At 71.6% G+C, this 17573-nt stretch carries 12 protein-coding genes, 1 pseudogene and 1 riboswitch; of the genes and pseudogenes, 3 read left to right on the forward strand and 10 right to left on the reverse strand.

What is annotated here, in order from left to right; genetic code table 11:
- Positions 1-14: 14 nt before the first annotated feature.
- From OG534_RS04710 to dacB, 3 genes are all read right to left on the reverse strand, one after another.
- On the reverse strand, positions 15-467 hold the full coding sequence (locus OG534_RS04710) for an SRPBCC family protein (RefSeq protein WP_326586802.1): 453 nt from the start codon (positions 465-467) through the stop codon (positions 15-17).
- Positions 468-537: 70 nt separating this feature from the next.
- Positions 538-1986 carry an MFS transporter gene (locus OG534_RS04715; RefSeq protein ID WP_326586803.1) on the reverse strand — a complete coding sequence of 483 codons (1449 nt, stop codon included), beginning with the start codon at positions 1984-1986 and terminating at the stop codon, positions 538-540.
- Positions 1987-2177: 191 nt separating this feature from the next.
- The gene (gene dacB, locus OG534_RS04720; protein WP_326586804.1) at positions 2178-3824 is read right to left on the reverse strand and encodes a D-alanyl-D-alanine carboxypeptidase/D-alanyl-D-alanine endopeptidase; all 1647 of its coding nucleotides are present in this window, start codon (positions 3822-3824) and stop codon (positions 2178-2180) included.
- 269 nt (positions 3825-4093) lie between these two features.
- Positions 4094-4166: riboswitch (cobalamin riboswitch) on the forward strand.
- A 170-nt stretch (positions 4167-4336) separates the two neighbouring features.
- Here dacB and OG534_RS04725 point away from each other — a divergent pair.
- Positions 4337-4819, forward strand: a pseudogene (locus OG534_RS04725) (DUF4430 domain-containing protein); the annotation flags it as partial.
- A gap of 19 nt (positions 4820-4838) precedes the next feature.
- Here the strand turns inward: OG534_RS04725 and OG534_RS04730 are convergent.
- Positions 4839-5753: a cobalamin-binding protein gene (locus OG534_RS04730; protein WP_326586805.1), complete on the reverse strand. Its 915-nt coding sequence runs from the start codon at positions 5751-5753 to the stop codon at positions 4839-4841.
- A gap of 100 nt (positions 5754-5853) precedes the next feature.
- On the opposite strand from OG534_RS04730, the gene OG534_RS04735 reads away from it, so the two are divergent.
- Positions 5854-6546: a DUF6518 family protein gene (locus tag OG534_RS04735; RefSeq protein ID WP_326586806.1), complete on the forward strand. Its 693-nt coding sequence runs from the start codon at positions 5854-5856 to the stop codon at positions 6544-6546.
- Positions 6547-6683: 137 nt separating this feature from the next.
- On the opposite strand, the gene OG534_RS04740 is transcribed toward OG534_RS04735, so the two are convergent.
- Together OG534_RS04740 and OG534_RS04745 are read right to left on the reverse strand one after the other, a co-directional pair.
- On the reverse strand, positions 6684-7097 hold the full coding sequence (locus tag OG534_RS04740; RefSeq protein ID WP_326586807.1) for a PaaI family thioesterase: 414 nt from the start codon (positions 7095-7097) through the stop codon (positions 6684-6686).
- A gap of 56 nt (positions 7098-7153) precedes the next feature.
- Complete coding sequence (locus tag OG534_RS04745; protein WP_326586808.1) at positions 7154-9178, reverse strand: NADPH-dependent 2,4-dienoyl-CoA reductase; 2025 nt, start codon at positions 9176-9178, stop codon at positions 7154-7156.
- Between the two features lie 232 nt (positions 9179-9410).
- Between OG534_RS04745 and OG534_RS04750 the strand changes: the two genes are divergently transcribed.
- Positions 9411-10964, forward strand: coding sequence for an alpha/beta fold hydrolase (locus OG534_RS04750; protein WP_326586809.1), 1554 nt, complete (start codon positions 9411-9413; stop codon positions 10962-10964).
- A 49-nt stretch (positions 10965-11013) separates the two neighbouring features.
- Here the strand turns inward: OG534_RS04750 and OG534_RS04755 are convergent, their stop codons facing one another.
- The 4 genes from OG534_RS04755 to OG534_RS04770 form a co-directional block, all read right to left on the reverse strand.
- Positions 11014-14037, reverse strand: coding sequence for an alpha-mannosidase (locus tag OG534_RS04755; RefSeq protein WP_326586810.1), 3024 nt, complete (start codon positions 14035-14037; stop codon positions 11014-11016).
- A 61-nt stretch (positions 14038-14098) separates the two neighbouring features.
- The gene (locus tag OG534_RS04760) at positions 14099-14983 is read right to left on the reverse strand and encodes a carbohydrate ABC transporter permease (RefSeq protein ID WP_326586811.1); all 885 of its coding nucleotides are present in this window, start codon (positions 14981-14983) and stop codon (positions 14099-14101) included.
- Positions 14980-15873 (reverse strand): carbohydrate ABC transporter permease, encoded by an 894-nt coding sequence (locus tag OG534_RS04765; RefSeq protein WP_326586812.1) that lies wholly within the window; start codon positions 15871-15873, stop codon positions 14980-14982. The genes OG534_RS04760 and OG534_RS04765 overlap by 4 nt, the downstream gene beginning before the upstream one ends.
- Before the next feature lie 80 nt (positions 15874-15953).
- Positions 15954-17264, reverse strand: a complete 1311-nt coding sequence (locus tag OG534_RS04770) for an ABC transporter substrate-binding protein (protein WP_326586813.1) — start codon at positions 17262-17264, stop codon at positions 15954-15956.
- Positions 17265-17573 lie beyond the last annotated feature (309 nt).

A 17573-nucleotide genomic window follows, 5' to 3' on the forward strand; every position in this document is an offset into this window, starting at 1 on the left:
CGTTCTGAACGCGCCTAGCCCGTGAGGGACGCCTCCGCGGCCGCCTTGATACGGCGGCCGAAGTCGGGGGCGTCCTTGCGGGCTGCGCTCAGCGCGAGGCCGACGAGCAGTTTGCCGAGGCCGTGGCCTTCGAGGGTGTTCTGGATCCGGACCCGGGTGCGGTCGCCGGGAAGGGCTTCGAAATCGTAGCCGCCCTCGGCCGTGACGAGGTTCCTGCTCTGCTCCGTCCAGCGGATCAGGTGTGGCGGATCGAAGCCGACGATGCGGAACTCACGGCCCGTCTTCATCCCGGCGTCCTTGACCGTGCTGCGGAAGACCGTGCCGAGGGCCGTGGGGCCGTCCGGGGTCTTGGTGATCTGCTGGACGCGCGGGCTGAACTCGGGGTCGTGGCGCCCGTCGGCGAGGTAGGCGAAGACCTGATCCAACGGCCGGTCGATCTCGACGCTCGCCTCGAACTTTCCGGACATGTCCGCTCCTCGGTGCGACTCCCTGTGATCCTGATCCACTCCCTCTGATTCACGATCCCAGAGCGGCACCCTACGCGCGCGCCGACGGCCCGGCGGCGGGTTCCGTGGCAGGGCCCGGGCCCTCCTCGGGACCGGGGTCGGGGGCCGCGCCGGCCCGGCTGCCGCGCAGCGGGGTCAGCAGCCCGCCGCCGAGGATCAGCAGGCACAGCGCCCCGCCGGCCAGGCTGACCGCCGGGACCCCGTGGCGGGCGGCCAGCAGCGTGAGCACGGCCGCGCCCACCGGGCCCGAGGCGTTGTGCACGGTCCAGAAGGCGGAGGTGACCCGGCCGAGCAGGTGGTCCGGGGTCACCTCCTGGCGCAGGGTCATGGTGCAGATCCCGCCCAGGGTGATCCCGAACATGAACACGGCGGCCAGGGCGGCGATGACCGGCAGGCTGCGGCTGACGCCCGTCACCGCCACCCCGACGGCGATCATCGCGATCGAGGTCAGCCAGCACGTCCCGAAGCCGAGGATCCGGCGCAGCCGCCCGGCGGTCAGGGCCGCGGCGACGGCGCCGGCCCCGCTCACGGCGATCACGTAGCCGAGGGTGGCGGCGTCGCGGCCGAGGTCGTGCTGGACCCGGTAGATCAGCAGGTCGGTGGCGCCCATGGTGACGAAGGTCAGCAGGGTGAGCTGGATGGTCAGCGGGCGCAGCAGCGGGTGGCTCCACAGGAAGCGGAAGCCGACGACGAACATCTCCCGGAGCACCCCGGACGCAGCCCCGGACGCCGCTCCAGACCCGGACGCAGCCCCGGCCCCGGTCGTGAACCCGGCCCCGGTCGTGGACCCGGACTCGGTCGTGGGCCCGGACTCGGTCGTGGGCCCGGACTCGGTCGTGGGCCCGGACTCGGTCGTGGGCCCGGCCCCGGCCTTCACCGCGCCGCTGCGGTCGTCTGCGGGCCGGGGGGTGAACCTCACCCATCCGAGGCTGGCGGCGGAGACCAGGAAGGTCGCCCCGTCCACGGCCAGCGCCCAGTCCGCCCCCACCCCGGCGGTGATGAAGCCGGCGGCCACCGGCCCGAGCAGGGTCCCGAGGGCGAAGGTGCCCATCAGCCGGCCGTTGGCGGCGGTGAGGTCCTGCGTACGCACCAGATTCGGCACGGCCGTCACGTACGCCACGTCGAACAGCGTCTTCAGTACGGCGACCAGCGCGGTCAGCACGTACAGCAGCCAGATCTGGGGCCCGGCGACCCACCAGACGAGCGGCACCGCGCCGAGCAGGACCGCTCGCACCAGATCGCAGACGATCATGAGCCGGCGGCGGTCAGCGCGGTCCACCACGTACCCGGCGAACACCCCCGTGCCGATGGCGGTGGCGCCGGAGACGACCGTGACCAGGCCCATCTGGACAATGGACCCGGTGGCGTCGAGGACGAGCAGCGGGAGCGCGAGCAGCGAGATGGACCCGCCGAGCACGGACAGCGCCTGGCCGAGCCAGAAGACGTTGAAGTCCTTGTTCCGCCGGAGCGAAGGGCTCACATGGCGGGTTCCGGATTCCGGTGAGATGTCACAGCCCCTTCTGCCGTCCGTCCGCCCCTCGGGTCGGGACGCGGACACCGGGACGGTAGGGGACGGACTCCCGCCCTGTCACCCGGGTTTCCAGGGGCGGGAGAGGCGTGGGGTGGCGGGGTGGGCGGGGCTCGGCCAGGGCTGTGCGGCGCGCCCGCGGATCAGGGCGACTCCTGCAGGTAGGCGGCGATCATGGCGAGGTCGTTGGCGATGCTCAGCACCCCGGCGGTGTCGGCGGTCGGCGTGGAGGCGCCGTTGACGCCCGCGTAGAAGGTGTCGAAGCGGCCGCCGCCCTTGTCCAGGTACCCGGCGATCGTGATGGCGCCCACGGCCAGGCGGTCGTTGAGGGCGTCGCCGCCGACGGCCGCGCCGGTCTTGGCGAACACCTTCCCGCGCGCCGGGCAGCTGCGGCAGTTGTCGGCCAGCAGGCCGTCGACGCCGAGGATGGGCAGGGCCTCCCGGAAGAGCCGCGCGTCAGGGGTGCGCTGCCAGTACGCCAGCATCTGCACCAGTACCTCCGGCGTGGCACGGTCGGCGGGGTTGCCGCCCCGGCCGTCCATGAGCTGCGCCTGCCGGCGGTCGACGCCCGCCCGGTCCAGGAAGTCGGCGAGCACCGGGAAGCCGGCCTCGCACTGGTTGCTGCCGGCCGTGACGGCCATCAGGCAGATGCCGAGGTTGGCGCCCAGGTTGTGGCTGACCTTGAGGATCAGCTTGGCGTACTGGGCGTAGGGCGGGGAGGTGTACTCGGCCACCCGCGGCCGTCCCGCGTAGTCGCGCGGCAGCCGGGCGACGGGGTTGGGGCCCTCGGGGTCGGCGGTGACCTGTACCCCGGCCCTCCGGAGCGCCTCGATCAGGGCGGCGCGGCCGAAGGCGGCCGGGTCGGCAATCGGGGAGGTGCGCAGCAGTGGCTCGGCGTCCGCGGCGATCGTTCCGGACAGCCGGATCCGGGTTCCGCCGTCGGTGGCCGTGACCGTGATCGCGGTCGGCTTCCCCGCCTCCACGGTCTTCACCGTGGAGCTGACCTGGTACGGAGCGACCTTGGGCCGCCAGTCGAGCCGGGCGTCCGCGCCGGGGCGGTCCCCGGGAGTGGTCAGCAGGTCGATCAGGTTGTCGTTGATGATCAGCGGCGTCGGGGTGGGGTCGAGGACGGGGTCGGGCTGGAAGAGACGGCTGTCGACGATCACGTCGCCGTCGAGCCGGGTGATGCCGGAGGCACGCGTCTGCCGGGCGAGCCGGTCGATCCCGGCGAGGGGGTTCTCGGGCGTGAGGGTCGCACCGGGGAAGTCGTTGGCGTAGGTGTGGTCGAGATCGGTGTACGCGACCGTGCCGTCGGGACGCGTCCTGCCGCCCATGGTGAGGTCGCCCTGGGCGACGAGGTCGAGGTCGCCGGTGAGCGTGCCGCCCTTCCGCTCGCCGACCGCGTAGAGCGGGGTCACGAAGCGGTGGTCCGAGCCGAGGGTCTGCCAGGGGCCCGAGACGCTGATCAGCTTGGCGGTGGACCCGGGGATGAAGAACTGCCCGGGGAACAGGCTGTGCACCACGCGCCCGCCGTCCAGTTCGGTCTGCAGCAGGCCCCACTGGGCGTGGCGGTACTCCGGCTTGCCCATGATCTCCGTGATGCGCGGGTCGAGCGGGCCCTGGCCTCCGCCACCGGACGGCGACGCGGACGGATTCGAGGAGGGAGAGGGAGACGGCGAGGGCGACGGTGCCCCGGCCGCCGTACCCGGGGCGAGCGCCACGAACAGCAGTGCGGCGCACGCGGCGGCGACGCCGCGCCGCCTCGATGCGGAGTGGATCGGACTGCTCACAGCGCGCTCCGTTCGTCGCCGCTGTCTCCTCCCGAGGCCTGTGAACAGGGTGGCACGGCCTGTTTCGGCATGCATGTCACCCGCTGCCCATCGCACCGCAGCGCGGTGGCGGGGGCCTCCCCCGGCTTCCTCCCCGCGACCCAACTCCCCTGCCCCGGACACCACTCGGGAACGGAGACGGTGCTGGTCAGCCCGCGCACCTGCCCCTACGATGCGTCTCGTCAGGTACATGCCTGAAAACCGAACACAACTGAATGCCTGCGCGACTGGGGGAAGCCGGTGTGAGTCCGGCGCTGACCTGCAACCGTGAGCGGCGCATCCGCGCCGCGAGTCGGAGGACCCAGCGCGTGGTGCGTACGGCTTCCCACTGTCATGGTCTGCAGCACGAAGCCCTGAGCCTCCGGTTCACCGATCACCCGTGCCCGCCTCCCCCGGGGCACGGGGGCCGCGGTGTGCCGCGGGCGGTCGGGGCCCACGGCGCATGACCTCGATCCACGCCAGGAAGGCACTCCATGCGCCAGACCCTCGCCCGCCGCGCCGTCATCACCACGGCGGTCCTCGGGCTCACCCTCGCCACCGCGCCGACCGTCGCACACGCCGGGGCCGGTCCGAAGTCGAACAAGCCGGTCAACGTGACGCTCACGGTCCAGGGCCCCGACGGGCTGCTGTTCAAGGGGAAGGTCAGGACCAAGGGGCACGACGTCACCACGGCTACCGGTGGGACGCACCAGTGCGGCACCAACGGGGCCGCGAACCCGAGCGCCGTGCCCACTCCGACGGCCGCCCTCGACGACGCCGCCCGGACGAACTACTTCGGCTGGGACGGCACGTGGTACGCGTCGTTCGACGACTTCTCCGTCGACTCCATCAAGAACGTCGACGGTGGCGGCGCGGCCTACTGGAACATATCCGTGAACGGGACCCCGACCCCGGTAGGCGGCTGCCAGTTCAAGCTGAAGGCGGGCGACCAGGTCGCGTTCACCTGGACCGCCTTCCAAAACAGTTCCGATTCGTTCAGCCGAGCCGCCGGGCCTCCGCCCCGGTCACGGGTTCACCCGCCCGTACGGAGTGCAGGACGTGGGCGAGGACTTCCGCGCCCCGGACCACGCGGGGGCCGGGGCGGTTGAAGTACGCCGGCCCGTCGAGGACCCAGACGTCGCCGGTGCGTACGGCGGGCAGCTCGTCCCAGCCGGGGAGCGAGGTGAGCAGCCCGCGCTCCCGCAGGGTGCGGTCGGGCGGGAAACCGCAGGGGAGGACGAGGACGGTGTCGGGCCGGGCGGCGATGACGTCGTCCCATCTCATCGGCTTGGTGTGCTCCCCAGGGGAGGCGAGCAGCGGCTCGCCTCCCGCGCAGGCGATCTGTTCGGGGACCCAGTGCCCGGCGGGCCACAGCGGGTCGAGCCACTCGATCGCGACCACCCGGGGCCGGGCCCGGCCGGCGGTCACCCGCCGCACCTCGGCGAGCCGTGCGCGCAGCTCCTCCCGCCGCCGCTCGGCCCGCTCCCGTACGCCCAGCAACTCCCCCACGGTGACCAGGCAGTCCAGTACGTCGTCCAGGGTGCGCGGCTCCAGGCTGAGCACCCGCGGGCCCGCCTCCAGCACCCGGACCGCCTGCGACACACCGTTGTACGACACGGCGCAGACGTCGCACAGGTCCTGGGTCAGGACCACGTCGGGCGCGAGCTCCGCGAGGGCCTCGGTGTCGAGCGTGTAGAGCGAGGACCCGGAATGCGCCGCGCCGCCCACGGCGTCCGAGATCTCCCGGCTGCTGAGGGTGTCGGCGGAGAACTCGGCCGCGGTGACGACCGGGACCCGGGAGAGCAACTCCGGCGGCCAGTCGCACTCATGGGTCCGCCCCACCAGGTCACCGGCCAGCCCGAGCTCGGCGACGATATCGGTGGCGGCCGGCAACAAGGAAACGATGCGCATGATCCGACTCTAGGCCGACCCCGGGGCTCCACGGTGAGCAGTAACCCCTCGGAAGGTGCGGTAGGTTGGTGCGCCGCTCGGAAGGTTGTTCGATAAACCCGTGCGGCCTCAGAGTGGCGCCGCCCCCAACTCGGACTCACTCACTGAACGGGGAAGAAAAATCATACGCTTAACGCGTGCTCGCGTTGTGCCGGTCATCGTGTCTCTCGGGGCAGGTTTACTGCTTGGCTTAGCGGGCCCCATTATCGGGAAATGGCATAATCCCGTTTGCGTCGCTGCGAGTACTGCTCTTTCCAGCGGCTGGCCGTGGGCCTGTTACGCCTTCCTGGTGGGCTACTTCCGTAGATCCAAAATCGAGTCGACCTTGCTGGCACCTTTGGGATTGGCCATCGATGTAGTCGCGTACTACCTTTTCAAAAACATGAACCCCACCATTCCTGCCGGCATGGAATCTGGCGCCTCCGGTGGGGGGCAGATTCTCGTGTGGGGAATAGCGGCTTTCGTTTTTGGTGCGCCTGTGGGACTCGTGGGGAACGTAGCGCGAACGCCTGGAGTTGGTGGTCTTCCGTTCCGTCTGCTTGTTCCATTGATCGCCTTCTTCGAGGCTACTCAGCGATTGAACACAGAGGCGGACTCACAGGGTCCGGTTTTCGCCATGACCTGGAACGTGACTCGCGCCGCCGCATGCGTCGTCGCCGTGGCTCTCATGGGACACACGGTGTGGAGCCGGCGCGTTCGGCGTATCCGAGCCGCCGGACGAACGGAAGTTGCCGCGCCTCCACGACGTCGCTGACCCCTCGTTCTGACGCCTTTCAGGCTGGCCACTGATCGGGGTACGTGAACGAGGTCAGGGCAGCGGCTGCAACGCACGAGGCTCCTGTGCCGTTGAGCGAGGTGCTGGAATTCTCAACCCATCCGCACAGGAGCGGGCTAGCCGAGCAACGCGTAGACCGTCGAGGCCGTGGCGGCCGGTTCTTCCGTGCCTTCGGGCGTCAGGGTGATGTCGGCGAAGGCCATGCGCTTGCCGAGTTTGGTGACCCGTACGTGGATCAGGACGTCGGTGCCGATCACCGGCCGCTGGAAGCTCGTCGACTGCTGGACCGTGGTCATCGGGCCGTACGCGCCGCGGGCCGCGGAGATGGCGATGACGGTGGCGGTGTCGGCGGCCGCCATCATGGCCTGCCCCGAGAGGCCGCCGCCGTCCCGGGCCAGGTCCTCGGACCAGGGCAGCCTCAGTACGGCGTGCCGCTCGCCCGTCTCCCGGACGGTCAGTCCGAGGGCGAGCACCCAGGGGGCGAAGTGGTCGGCGAGGATCTTGTCTGCGTCTGCGGGTGAGAACGTCACCGGGAGATTGTGGCGGCCCCGGCCGGGCCGCCACAATCCCCTGCGGTCAGACGATCTCAGAGGGCGGCGGCCAGTTCCGTGCCCTGGCGGATGGCCCGCTTGGCGTCGAGCTCGGCCGCCACGTCGGCGCCGCCGATCAGGTGCGCCTCGACGCCGGCCGCGCGCAGGGCCTCGTACAGGTCGCGGCGCGGCTCCTGGCCCGTGCACAGGACCACCGTGTCGGCGGGTACGAGGCGCTGCTCGCCGCCGACGGTGATGTGCAGGCCCTCGTCGTCGATGCGGTCGTACGTGGCCCCGGCGACGGAGACGACCCCGCGGTGCTTGAGCTCCGCGCGGTGGATCCAGCCGGTGGTGGTGCCGAGGCCGGCGCCGACCTTGGTGGCCTTGCGCTGGAGGAGGTGGACCTGGCGCGGCGGCGCGGGGCGCTCGGGGGCGGTGAGCCCGCCGGGGCCGGCGTACGCGGTGTCCACGCCCCAGTGGCGGAAGTAGACGGCCGGGTCCTGGGAGGCGCCCTCGCCGCTGTCGGTGAGGAACTCGGCGACGTCGAAGCCGATGCCGCCGGCGCCGACGACGGCGACGCGCTCGCCGACGGGGACGCCGTCGCGCAGCACGTCGAGGTAGTTGACCACGTTGGCGTGGTCCACGCCCTCGATGTCGGGGGTGCGGGGGGTGACGCCGGTGGCGACGACGACCTCGTCGAAGCCCTGGAGGGTCTCCACGTCGGCGCGGGTGTTCAGCCGGACGTCGATGGCGTGGGCGGCGAGCTGGGTGCCGAAGTAGCGGATCGTCTCCTCGAACTCCTCCTTGCCCGGGATGCGGCGGGCGACGTCGAGCTGGCCGCCGATGTGGCCGGAGGCCTCGAAGAGGGTGACGGCGTGGCCGCGGCCGGCGGCGGAGACGGCGCAGGCGAGACCGGCCGGGCCGGCGCCGACGACGGCGACGCTCTTCTTCGTCCGCGTGGGCAACAGCACGAGCTCGGTCTCGTGGCAGGCGCGCGGGTTGACCAGGCAGCTGGTGATCTTGCCGCTGAAGGTGTGGTCGAGGCAGGCCTGGTTGCAGCCGATGCAGGTGTTGATGGTCTCGGAGCGGCCGGCGGCGGCCTTGGCGACGAAGTCGGCGTCGGCCAGGAAGGGGCGGGCGAGGGAGACCAGGTCGGCGCGCCCGTCGGCGAGCAGCTCCTCGGCGATCTCGGGGGTGTTGATGCGGTTGCTGGTGACGAGGGGGACGGAGACGGCGCCCATCAGGCGCTTCGTGACCCAGGTGTAGGCGCCGCGCGGGACGGAGGTGGCGATGGTGGGGATGCGCGCCTCGTGCCAGCCGATGCCGGTGTTGATGATGGTGGCGCCGGCCGCCTCGATCTCCTTGGCGAGGAGGACGACCTCGTCGAGGGTGGAGCCGCCGGGGATCAGGTCGAGCATGGAGAGGCGGTAGATGAGGATGAAGTCCTCGCCGACGGCCTCGCGGGTGCGGCGGACGATCTCCAGGGGGAAGCGGACCCGGTTCTCGTACGCGCCGCCCCAGCGGTCGGTGCGCTTGTTGGTCGCGGCGGCGATGAACTCGTTGATCAGGTAGCCCTCGGAGCCCATGATCTCGACGCCGTCGTAGCCGGCGAGCTTGGCGAGGCGGGCGGCGCGGACGAAGTCCTCGACGGTCCGCTCGACCTCGATGTCGCTGAGCTCGTTCGGCACGAAGGGGCTGATCGGGGCCTGCAGGGCGCTGGGGGCGACCAAGTCCTTGTGGTAGGCGTAGCGGCCGAAGTGGAGGATCTGCATCGCGATCTTCCCGCCCTCGGCGTGCACCGCCTCGGTGATCACCCGGTGCTCGGCGGCCTCGTCCTCGGTGGTGAGGCGGGAGCCGCCCTCGAAGGGCCGGCCGGCATCGTTCGGGGCGATGCCGCCGGTGACGATCAGACCGGCGCCGCCGCGGGCGCGCTCGGCGTAGAAGGCGGCGAGGCGTTCGAAGCCTCGCTCGTGCTCTTCGAGGCCGGTGTGCATCGAGCCCATGATCACGCGGTTCGGCAGGGTGGTGAAACCGAGGTCCAGGGGGCTCAGCAGGTGCGGGTACCGGCTCTGGGAACTCATGGGGGCGCCTCCTCGCGCGGGGGTGATGAACCTGTTCTAGCGAGGGCAGCCCGGTTTTGCAACTAAGTGCAAAACCGGCTGGGGGCGCGCCGGCCCGGGAATCCCGGGCCCATGGGGCACGGCCCGCACACCGCTGTGGCGGAGTTCACGCCGACGGGCAGGGACATGTGGCGCCGGTGAACCGTTGCGACCGCCCCACACGCCGTTTCGCGCGGACCGTAGGCTCGGCGGTATGACAGAGCATCACACCCTGACCGTGAACGGCGTTCGGCTGGCGTACCGGGCGGCCGGGCCCGAGGAGGGCGACCCTCTGGTCCTGCTGTCCGCGCTGGGCGAGAGCGCCGACGACAGGGCCCTCGTACGGGACGCACTCGCGCGGGAGCGCCGGGTGTACGCGCTCGACCTGCGCGGGCACGGCCGCAGCGCGCGGACGGCGGAGTACTCGCTGGAGCTGATGCGCGACGACGTGCTCGGCTTCCTAGACGCCCTGGGCCTCGACCGGGCGGACCTGGTCGGGCATGCGGCGGGCGCCGTCGTGGCCCACCTGGTCGCGCAGGCCGCGCCGCACCGGGTGGTCCGGCTCGTCCTGGAGGGCGTACCGGCCCCTCTCCCCCGCGAGCCGGTCGCGCCGGGCGCACCGGTCGCACCGGTACGGCCCGACGGCGACCTGGACGTCGACTGGGACGCGGTCCTCGCGGTCGGGCGGCAGCTCGACCGGCCCGATCCGGCCTGGCTGGAGGGGCTCGGCCGGATCACCGCCCCGACCCTGGTGGTGGCGGGCGGCTCCGCCGGCCACGTCCCGCAGGACGGCGTCGCGGAGCTGGTCCGCCGGATCCCCGACGCCCGGATGACCACGATCCCGGTCGGCCACCTGGTCCACGCGGCCGCGCCGGAGGCGTTCGTGCGGGAGGTCGCGGCCTTCCTCGACGGCGCGCCCGACGGCCTGCCCCACGGCGCGCCCGACAGCGCGCCCGACGACGTGCTCGACGACGTGCTTGACGGCGTGCCCCACGGCGCGCCCGACGACGTGTCCGACAGCGAGCTCGCCCGCCGCTGGCTGGCCGCGGAGGGCGTGACCCGCACCGGCGAGGACGAGTGGACCGACGGCGGGTCCGAGGACGGCCGGCTCACCTCGAACGAGGTCGCCCACGCGTTCGCCGGGACGGCCGTCAGGGACGAGTCCCTCGACGTGGAGGGCCGGCTGCGGCTCGGATTCGGTCTGATGGACCTGCTCGACGCGTACTGGGTGACCGTCGAGATCGGCTTCGCCGTCCAGGGCGCCGAGGACCCGCGCGCAGCCCGTGCGCTCTGGGACGGCTACCGCAGCCGGCTGGAGGCTCCGGAGGTCTCCGAGGCGGTCACGTACTCCCTCTGGGTCGACTGGTTCGAGGACCGCGACACCGCGGACACCGCCTTCGCCGAGGTCCTCGGCAAGGACGTCGGACGGCTGCGGCCCGGCGCCCCGGAGCCCCTGCTGCGCCGGGCCCGGCGCGTACTGGAGAGCTCCGGGCCGGTGCCCTGGCAGGTCAAGGCACCGGTCTACCGGTCAGCCGCCCTGGTGCCGGCCCTGCACCACTCGCTCTTCCGGGCCGTCCTGCTCGGCTACCACGACGTGTACGGGGACCTCGACCCCGGCCAGGCGCTCGACCTCCTCGGCGGGCTGGAACTCCCGCCGGACACCGAGCACCTGGCCGCGCTGCGCACCGTACTGGCGGCCGGTCACCGCAACCACCGCCACACCCCGGAGGCCTGGACGGCGGCGCAGGACGCGGCCCAGGACCGGTGACCCGGCCCGGGCCCCGCCCCCGCGCCCCCGCACTCGGCCGCTCAGCCGCTCACGCCCGCCGCAGGCGGACCGTGACGATCTGGAACGGGCGCAGTGTGAGGGCGACCGTTCCGTCCGGGGCGGGCGGGCCCACCGCCGAGCCCTCCAGGGGGCGTTCGAGCAGGTCGCTCTCCACGGCCGCGGTGAGCGGGAAGTCCGCCGTGAGGGTGGCGGTGGCGCGGCCGCCGAGGGACTCGTAGAGGCGGACGATCACATCGCCGCTGCGGTCCTCGGCCAGTTTGACCGCCTCGATCACGACCGCGTCCCCGTCGACGGCGAGCAGCGGGGCGACCGGGCCCGCGCCGGTCACGGTGCGCTCGGGCAGGTTCAGGGCGTGGCCCTCGCGGACCGCGTCCCCGATCCGCGCGCCGGGCGCGAGCGAGAACCGCAGGGTGTGGGCGCCCTGGTCGGTCTCCGGGTCGGGGTAGCGCGGGGCCCGCAGCAGGGAGAGCCGGACCGTGGTGGTCTGGCCGCCGTCGGGCCGCACGTCGCGGGTCACGTCGTGCCCGTACGTGGAGTCGTTGAGCAGCGCGACGCCCCAGCCGGGCTCCTCCGCGTGGATCCAGCGGTGCGCGCAGATCTCGAACTTGGCCGCCTCCCACGAGGTGTTCGTGTGGGTGGCCCGGTAGACGTGCCCGAACTGCGTCTCGGAGGCGGTCCGTTCGGCCTTCACGTCCAGCGGGAAGGCGGCCTTGAGGAACTTCTCCGTCTCGTGCCAGTCCACGTCCGTGACGATGTCCACCGTCCTGGACCCGGCCCGCAGCGTGATCGACTGGACGGCGGTGGAGGAGCCGAAGGAGCGGGTGACCCGGACGGTGGCGGCCGACGGCCCGCTCTCGGCGACCTCCAGGGCGTCCAGCTCCGCCAGGTCCGTGACCCGGTTGCGGTAGAACGCGTCGATGTCCCAGGCGTCCCACATGTTCGGGAAGTCGGGGTGGATCTGGAGCAGGTTCGCCGCGGCTCCCGGGGCGACCGTCTCACGGCGCGCCTCCAGGTCGTAGGCGGAGACGATCAGCCCCCGGCCGTCGATCTCCACCAGCAGCCGGCCGTTGGCCAGGACGTGTCCGCCGCCGTGCCGCTCCTCCAGCGTGACCGGTTCCCCCGCCCCGGACGGGCGGCCCGCGCCGCCGGCCGGGATGCCGCGCCGGGCGTGCGGGGCGCAGTTGAAGACGAGCTCCTCGCCGCCCTCCCCCGCCAGCGCCCGCTGCGCGGCGAGGGTGATGCCCCGCAGCTCCTCGCGGACCGTCCGGTACGTCTCGCGCGCCTCGCGGTGCACCCAGGCGATGGAGGAGCCGGGCAGGATGTCGTGGAACTGGTGCAGCAGCACCGTCTTCCAGATCCGTTCCAGGTCCTCGTACGGGTACGCGTACCCCGGCACCTTCACGGCTGCGCCGGCCGCCCACAACTCGGCCTCGCGCAGGAGGGATTCGCTGCGCCGGTTGCCCTGCTTGGTCTTGGCCTGGGAGGTGTAGGTGCCGCGGTGCAGCTCCAGGTAGAGCTCGCCGGCCCAGACGGGCGCGTCCTCGTATTCGGTGCGGGCCTTCTCGAAGAAGGCGTCGGGCCGCTCGATCCGGACCTTCGGGGAGCCTTCCAGGTCCCGCTGGCGCCGGGCGCGGGCGAGGTGTTCGCGGGTGGGGCCGCCCCCGCCGTCGCCCCAGCCGAAGGGGGCCAGTGAGCGCGAACCCCGTCCCTTCTCGCGGTAGTTGCGGGCGGCGTGTGCCAGCTGGGCGCCGCCGAGGTCGGAGTTGTAGGTGTCGACGGGCGGGAAGTGCGTGAAGACACGGGTGCCGTCGATTCCCTCCCACCAGAAGGTGTGGTGGGGGAACCGGTTGACTTGGGACCAGGAGATCTTCTGGGTCAGGAACCAGGTGGAGCCGGAGAGCTTGACGATCTGCGGCATCGCGGCGGTGTAGCCGAAGGAGTCGGGCAGCCAGACGTTGTGGGTCTCGATGCCGAACTCGTCGAGGAAGAACTTCTTGCCGTAGAGGAACTGGCGGGCCATGGCCTCGCCGCCGACCATGTTGGTGTCGGACTCCACCCACATGCCGCCGACCGGCACGAACTGCCCGTCCGCGATCTTCTTCTTGATCCGCTCGAAGAGCTCGGGCCGGTAGGTCTTGATCCAGTCGAGCTGCTGCGCCTGCGACATCGCGAAGACGAACTCGGGGTGCTCGTCCATCAGGCTGACCATGTTCGACGCGGTGCGCGCGACCTTGCGCACCGTCTCGCGCAGTGGCCACAGCCACGCGGAGTCGATGTGGGCGTGGCCGACCGCGCTGATCCGGTGCGCGGAGGGGTGGGCCGGCGCGGCCAGCACCCCGGCGAGGCGGGCGCGGGCGGCGGGCGCCGTGCCGGGCACGTCGCCGAGGTCCAGCGCGTCCAGGGACGCGCCGATGGCGTGCAGGATCCCGTACCGGCGGGCATCCCCCACGTCGAGCTGCGTCATCAGGTCGTAGAGCACCTCCAGGTCCTGGACCAGCTCCCAGACCTCGGTCTCGAAGACGGTGAGGTCCATCCGGGCGAGCCGGTACAGGGGCTGGTCGCCGCTGGTCTGCCGGTCCCCCTCGTACGTGACCGCGTGGTCGACCAGGACCGGGTTGGAGGCGGCCTCCACGTACCACTCGACGCGCTCGCCGCCCTCGGCGCGGTCGGCCACGCGCACCCAGTCGTTGTACGGGTTGAGTGCCTTGACCTCGCTGCCGTCGGCCCGGTGGACCAGGCCCTCGCACTGGAAGCCGGGCATCATCCGGTCGAAGCCGAGGTCGAGGACGGCTTCCACCGTACGGCCGGCCCAGTCGGCGGGGACCGTGCCGGTGACCTTGAACCAGGTGGTGCCCCAGGCCGGGCCCCAGGGGTCGCCGATCGCGCAGGGCTCGTAGGCCGCCGCCAGGCCCTCGGCGACGGGGACGGGCTCGCCCGGGGCCTCCCAGCGCTCGACGGTCAGCGGGACCGGGCGGGAGTGGACGGCGGGCTTGATGCGCTCCTTCAGCACCCGGCGGAGGCGGTGCTCGGTGATGCTGCGGTCGTCGTGCATGACGGCTGCTCCCAGGGAGGGTGGTGGTCGCTACGGTCGGTCGGTGGGCGGGTGGGCCGGCTCAGGTCTTGACGGCTCCCTCGCCCACGCCCTTGAAGAAGAAACGCTGGAGGGCGAAGAAGAGGAGCATCATCGGGAGGAGCGCGGCCATCGCGCCGGCGGCGATGAGTCGCTGGTCGTTGACGGTGGTGGCGCCGGCCAGGGTCTTCAGACCGAGCTGCAGGGTGTAGTTGTCGCTGTCGGTGAGAACGAGCAGGGGCCAGAGGAAGTCGTCCCAGGCGCCCATGAAGCTGGTGATGCAGACGACGGCGAGGGCGCCCTTGGCGGCGGGGAGGAAGACCCGGGTGAAGCGGGTCCATTCGCCGGCCCCGTCCAGGACGGCAGCCTCCTCGACCTCCTTGGGCACGGCGAGGAACGCCGCCCGCATGATCATGATGTTGAGCACGGAGACCGCGCCGGGGAGCCAGACCCCGATGAGGGTGTCGACCAGGCCCATCTCGCGGACCGTCAGGAACATCGAGATCATCACGGACTCGAAGGGGAACATCAGGGTCGCCACCAGCACGGTGAAGACGACGCCGCGGCCCTTCCAGGCGGCCCGGGAGAGGGCGTATCCGCCCATCGCCGCGAAGAGCAGGTTCGAGGTGATCGCGAGGACCGCGACGGTGAGGGTGTTGCCGACGTACTGGAGCAGCGGGAAGGACTCGGCGACCCGGACGTAGTTGTCGAGGGTGGGCTGCGAGGGCAGCACGCCGTCGTACACGTTCTCGGTGCGGCCGCGGATCGAGGTCAGGAACTGCCAGATGATCGGGCCCAGCATGACCACGAGCATCAGCACCAGCGTGGCGTACCGGCCGGCCAGACCGATCCGCCGCCGCCTGCGGTCGGCGCCGGACCGGACGGGCCGGGTCGCCCCGTCGCTCCGGGGTGAGGGCGGGGTGCTCACCTCTCGTCTCCCTTCGACAGGCGGCGGCCCAGCAGGCTGAAGACCAGGGTCAGGAGGAACAGCAGGATGGAGATGGCGGAGGCGTAGCCGGTCTCGCCGGAGAACCCGAGGCCGACCTGCCGGATGAGGAAGGGCAGGGTGCGGGCGCCGCCGCCGGGGCCGCCGCTCTCGCCGCCGAGGATGTAGATCTCGGTGAAGACCCGGAGTGCCGAGATGGCGGAGAGGGTGCCGACCAGCAGCATCATCGGCTTCACCTGGGGGACGGTGATGCTGAAGAAGCGGCGGACGGGGCCGGCGCCGTCGATCGCTGCCGCCTCGTGGAGGGAGGCGGGGACGTTCCCGAGGGCGGCCAGGTAGAAGACCATGTAGTAGCCGAGGCCCTTCCACACGGTCACGATCATCGCGGAGACGAGCAGCATCGTGCTGTCCGTCAGGAACGGGATCGGCTCGGAGACGACGTTCAGCCGCTGGAAGACGGTGTTGACGAGGCCGTCGCTGCGCAGCACCCACTGCCAGATCAGCCCGACGACCACGGCGGAGGCGATCACCGGCGTGTAGAAGGCGGAGCGGAAGAAGCCGATGCCGGGGATCTTGGTCTGGACGAGGACCGCGAGCGCCAGCGGCAGGAGGACCAGGCACGGTACGACGACCACGAGGTACAGCACGCTGTTGCCGGCCGCGACCCAGAAGTCGGGGTCGGCGAAGGCCCGCCGGTAGTTGTCGAGGCCGACGAAGGTGCCGCCGCTCAGGATCCGGGCGTCGGTGAGGGAGAGGATGACGGTGTTGACGAACGGCCAGAGGCTGAACAGGGCCACCATCACCAGGCCGGGGGCGAGGAACAGGTACGGGGTCCACCACTTGCGGTGCGGCAGCCCGGTCTCGGCCTCCATCGCCCGCCGCGCCGCTCTGCTGCGCCGTCTCGTGGCCGCGGGGACGCCGCCCGGCTCCCCCGAGCCTGCGGCTGCGCCGGTCACTTCCGGGCCGCGTCGGCGAGGAGCCTGTTCGCCGCTTCCTCGGCGTTCTTCACCGCTGTCCGGGCGTCCTGCTCACCCTTGATGGCCTTCTGCACCTCGCGTACGACGGCGTCGCCGACCTGGTTGGTCCACTGCACGGGGGTGTTGGCGTCGAGAGCGGCGGTCTTCAGCTGGTCGGCGCCGACCGCGCGGGCGAGGGTCTCCGCGTCCTTGCCGTCGCCCTTGTCCGAGAAGAACGGGTCGGCGAGGCCCTGGGCGTTGGACGGGTAGATGGTGGCCTTCCTGGAGAACTCCACCTGGTTGGGGCCGTTGGTGACCCACTTGGCGAACTCGGCGGCCGCGTCGAGGTGCCTGGTGTCCTTCTTGATGCCGAGCGACTGGGCGTAGATGCCGATGTGGCCGAGCGTGCCGGTGACGGCTCCCGCGACCTGGGTCTTGGCGTAGACCTGCGGGGCGTTCTGCTTGATGTCCTTGACGAAGCCCGGGGAGCCCGGCCCGAAGACGATCTTGCCGCCGCCGTAGAGCTGGTTGATGTCGTCGGACTTGAGCAGGGACTCCTTGGGCATGGCGCCCTTGGCGTACAGGTCCTTCATCCGCTCCACCCACGCGACCGCCTTGTCGGTGTCGAAGGTGAACCGGTCCTGCTTCCCGCTGAGGATCGGGATGCCCATCTTCTGCCAGTCGCCGGGGAGCCGGCCCTTGGGGTCGGCCATGAAGGCGGAGTACCGGCCGCCGGACCGGGCGGCGATCTGCTCGGCGTAGTCGAAGAACTGCTCCACGCTGGTGGGCGGTTGGGCCGGGTCCAGACCGGCCTTCTCGAAGAGTTCTCTGTTGTACGTGAGGATCTCGGGGGTCACGTACCAGGGGTACGCGTACACGCTGTCGCCCTTGCCCGGCAGTCTGAACTGCTCCCAGGCACCCGGCACGTACTCCTTGGCCGCCGTCCCGTCGAGCTTGGCGACGTCGGCGAGCATGCCGCGGTCGCCGAGGAGCTGGAAGGAGTCGGTGGAGAGGTTGACCACGTCCGGGAGGGCTCCGGCCTGGGCGTCGGCGACGAGCTTCTCGTTGTAGCCGTCGCCGGGGACGTCCTCCCACTTGACCTTGACCTCGGGGTACTTCGCCTCGAAGGCGTCGATGACTCCCTGGACGTACGCCGTGAATGTGGGCTTCAACTGGAGGGTCCGGAAGGTGATCTCCCCGGCCACCTTGCCCGTCCTCTCCGCCTCCTTCGCCTCGCCGGCCCCACCGCCGAGGCCGCACGCGGCGGTCGAGAGAAGCGCGCCGGTCACCAGCGTGACCACAGCCATACGCGTCGGGTTCGCACGAGTCATCGTCGCCGCCTTTGCAGAAGTCCGGCCGCTTTGCCGGAGGCGGTGCCCACCGTCACCCGAAAGCAAGACCTCGTCAATGAGGCCGGGGTACCGCTGGCCGGTGGCGCATAGGTGCCGAATGCCGCGACGGGCCGGCGCACCCTTCGGATGGCCTGGTTGCCACCCTTCCGAGCTGGACTAATGCGCTTTAGCACAAAGAGAGTTGAGCCCGGTATCGATTCGATAACAAAGCTGGCCGACCGTCACGGTCTGGCTCTTTATCGACGGTTGGCCAAGCCCTGCACT

The organism is Streptomyces sp. NBC_01294, assembly GCF_035917235.1.
In the GTDB taxonomy this organism is placed as follows: Bacteria; Actinomycetota; Actinomycetes; order Streptomycetales; family Streptomycetaceae; genus Streptomyces; species Streptomyces caledonius.

Bases quoted from the DNA above. Each gene is read 5' to 3' on its own strand.
- OG534_RS04710 (WP_326586802.1), bottom strand. From the start codon at position 467: ATGTCCGGAAAGTTCGAGGCGAGCGTCGAGATCGACCGGCCGTTGGAT.
- OG534_RS04730 (WP_326586805.1), bottom strand. From the start codon at position 5,753: ATGCGCATCGTTTCCTTGTTGCCGGCCGCCACCGATATCGTCGCCGAG.
- OG534_RS04745 (WP_326586808.1), bottom strand. From the start codon at position 9,178: ATGAGTTCCCAGAGCCGGTACCCGCACCTGCTGAGCCCCCTGGACCTC.
- OG534_RS04750 (WP_326586809.1), top strand. From the start codon at position 9,411: ATGACAGAGCATCACACCCTGACCGTGAACGGCGTTCGGCTGGCGTAC.
- OG534_RS04755 (WP_326586810.1), bottom strand. From the start codon at position 14,037: ATGCACGACGACCGCAGCATCACCGAGCACCGCCTCCGCCGGGTGCTG.
- OG534_RS04765 (WP_326586812.1), bottom strand. From the start codon at position 15,873: ATGGAGGCCGAGACCGGGCTGCCGCACCGCAAGTGGTGGACCCCGTAC.
- OG534_RS04770 (WP_326586813.1), bottom strand. From the start codon at position 17,264: ATGGCTGTGGTCACGCTGGTGACCGGCGCGCTTCTCTCGACCGCCGCG.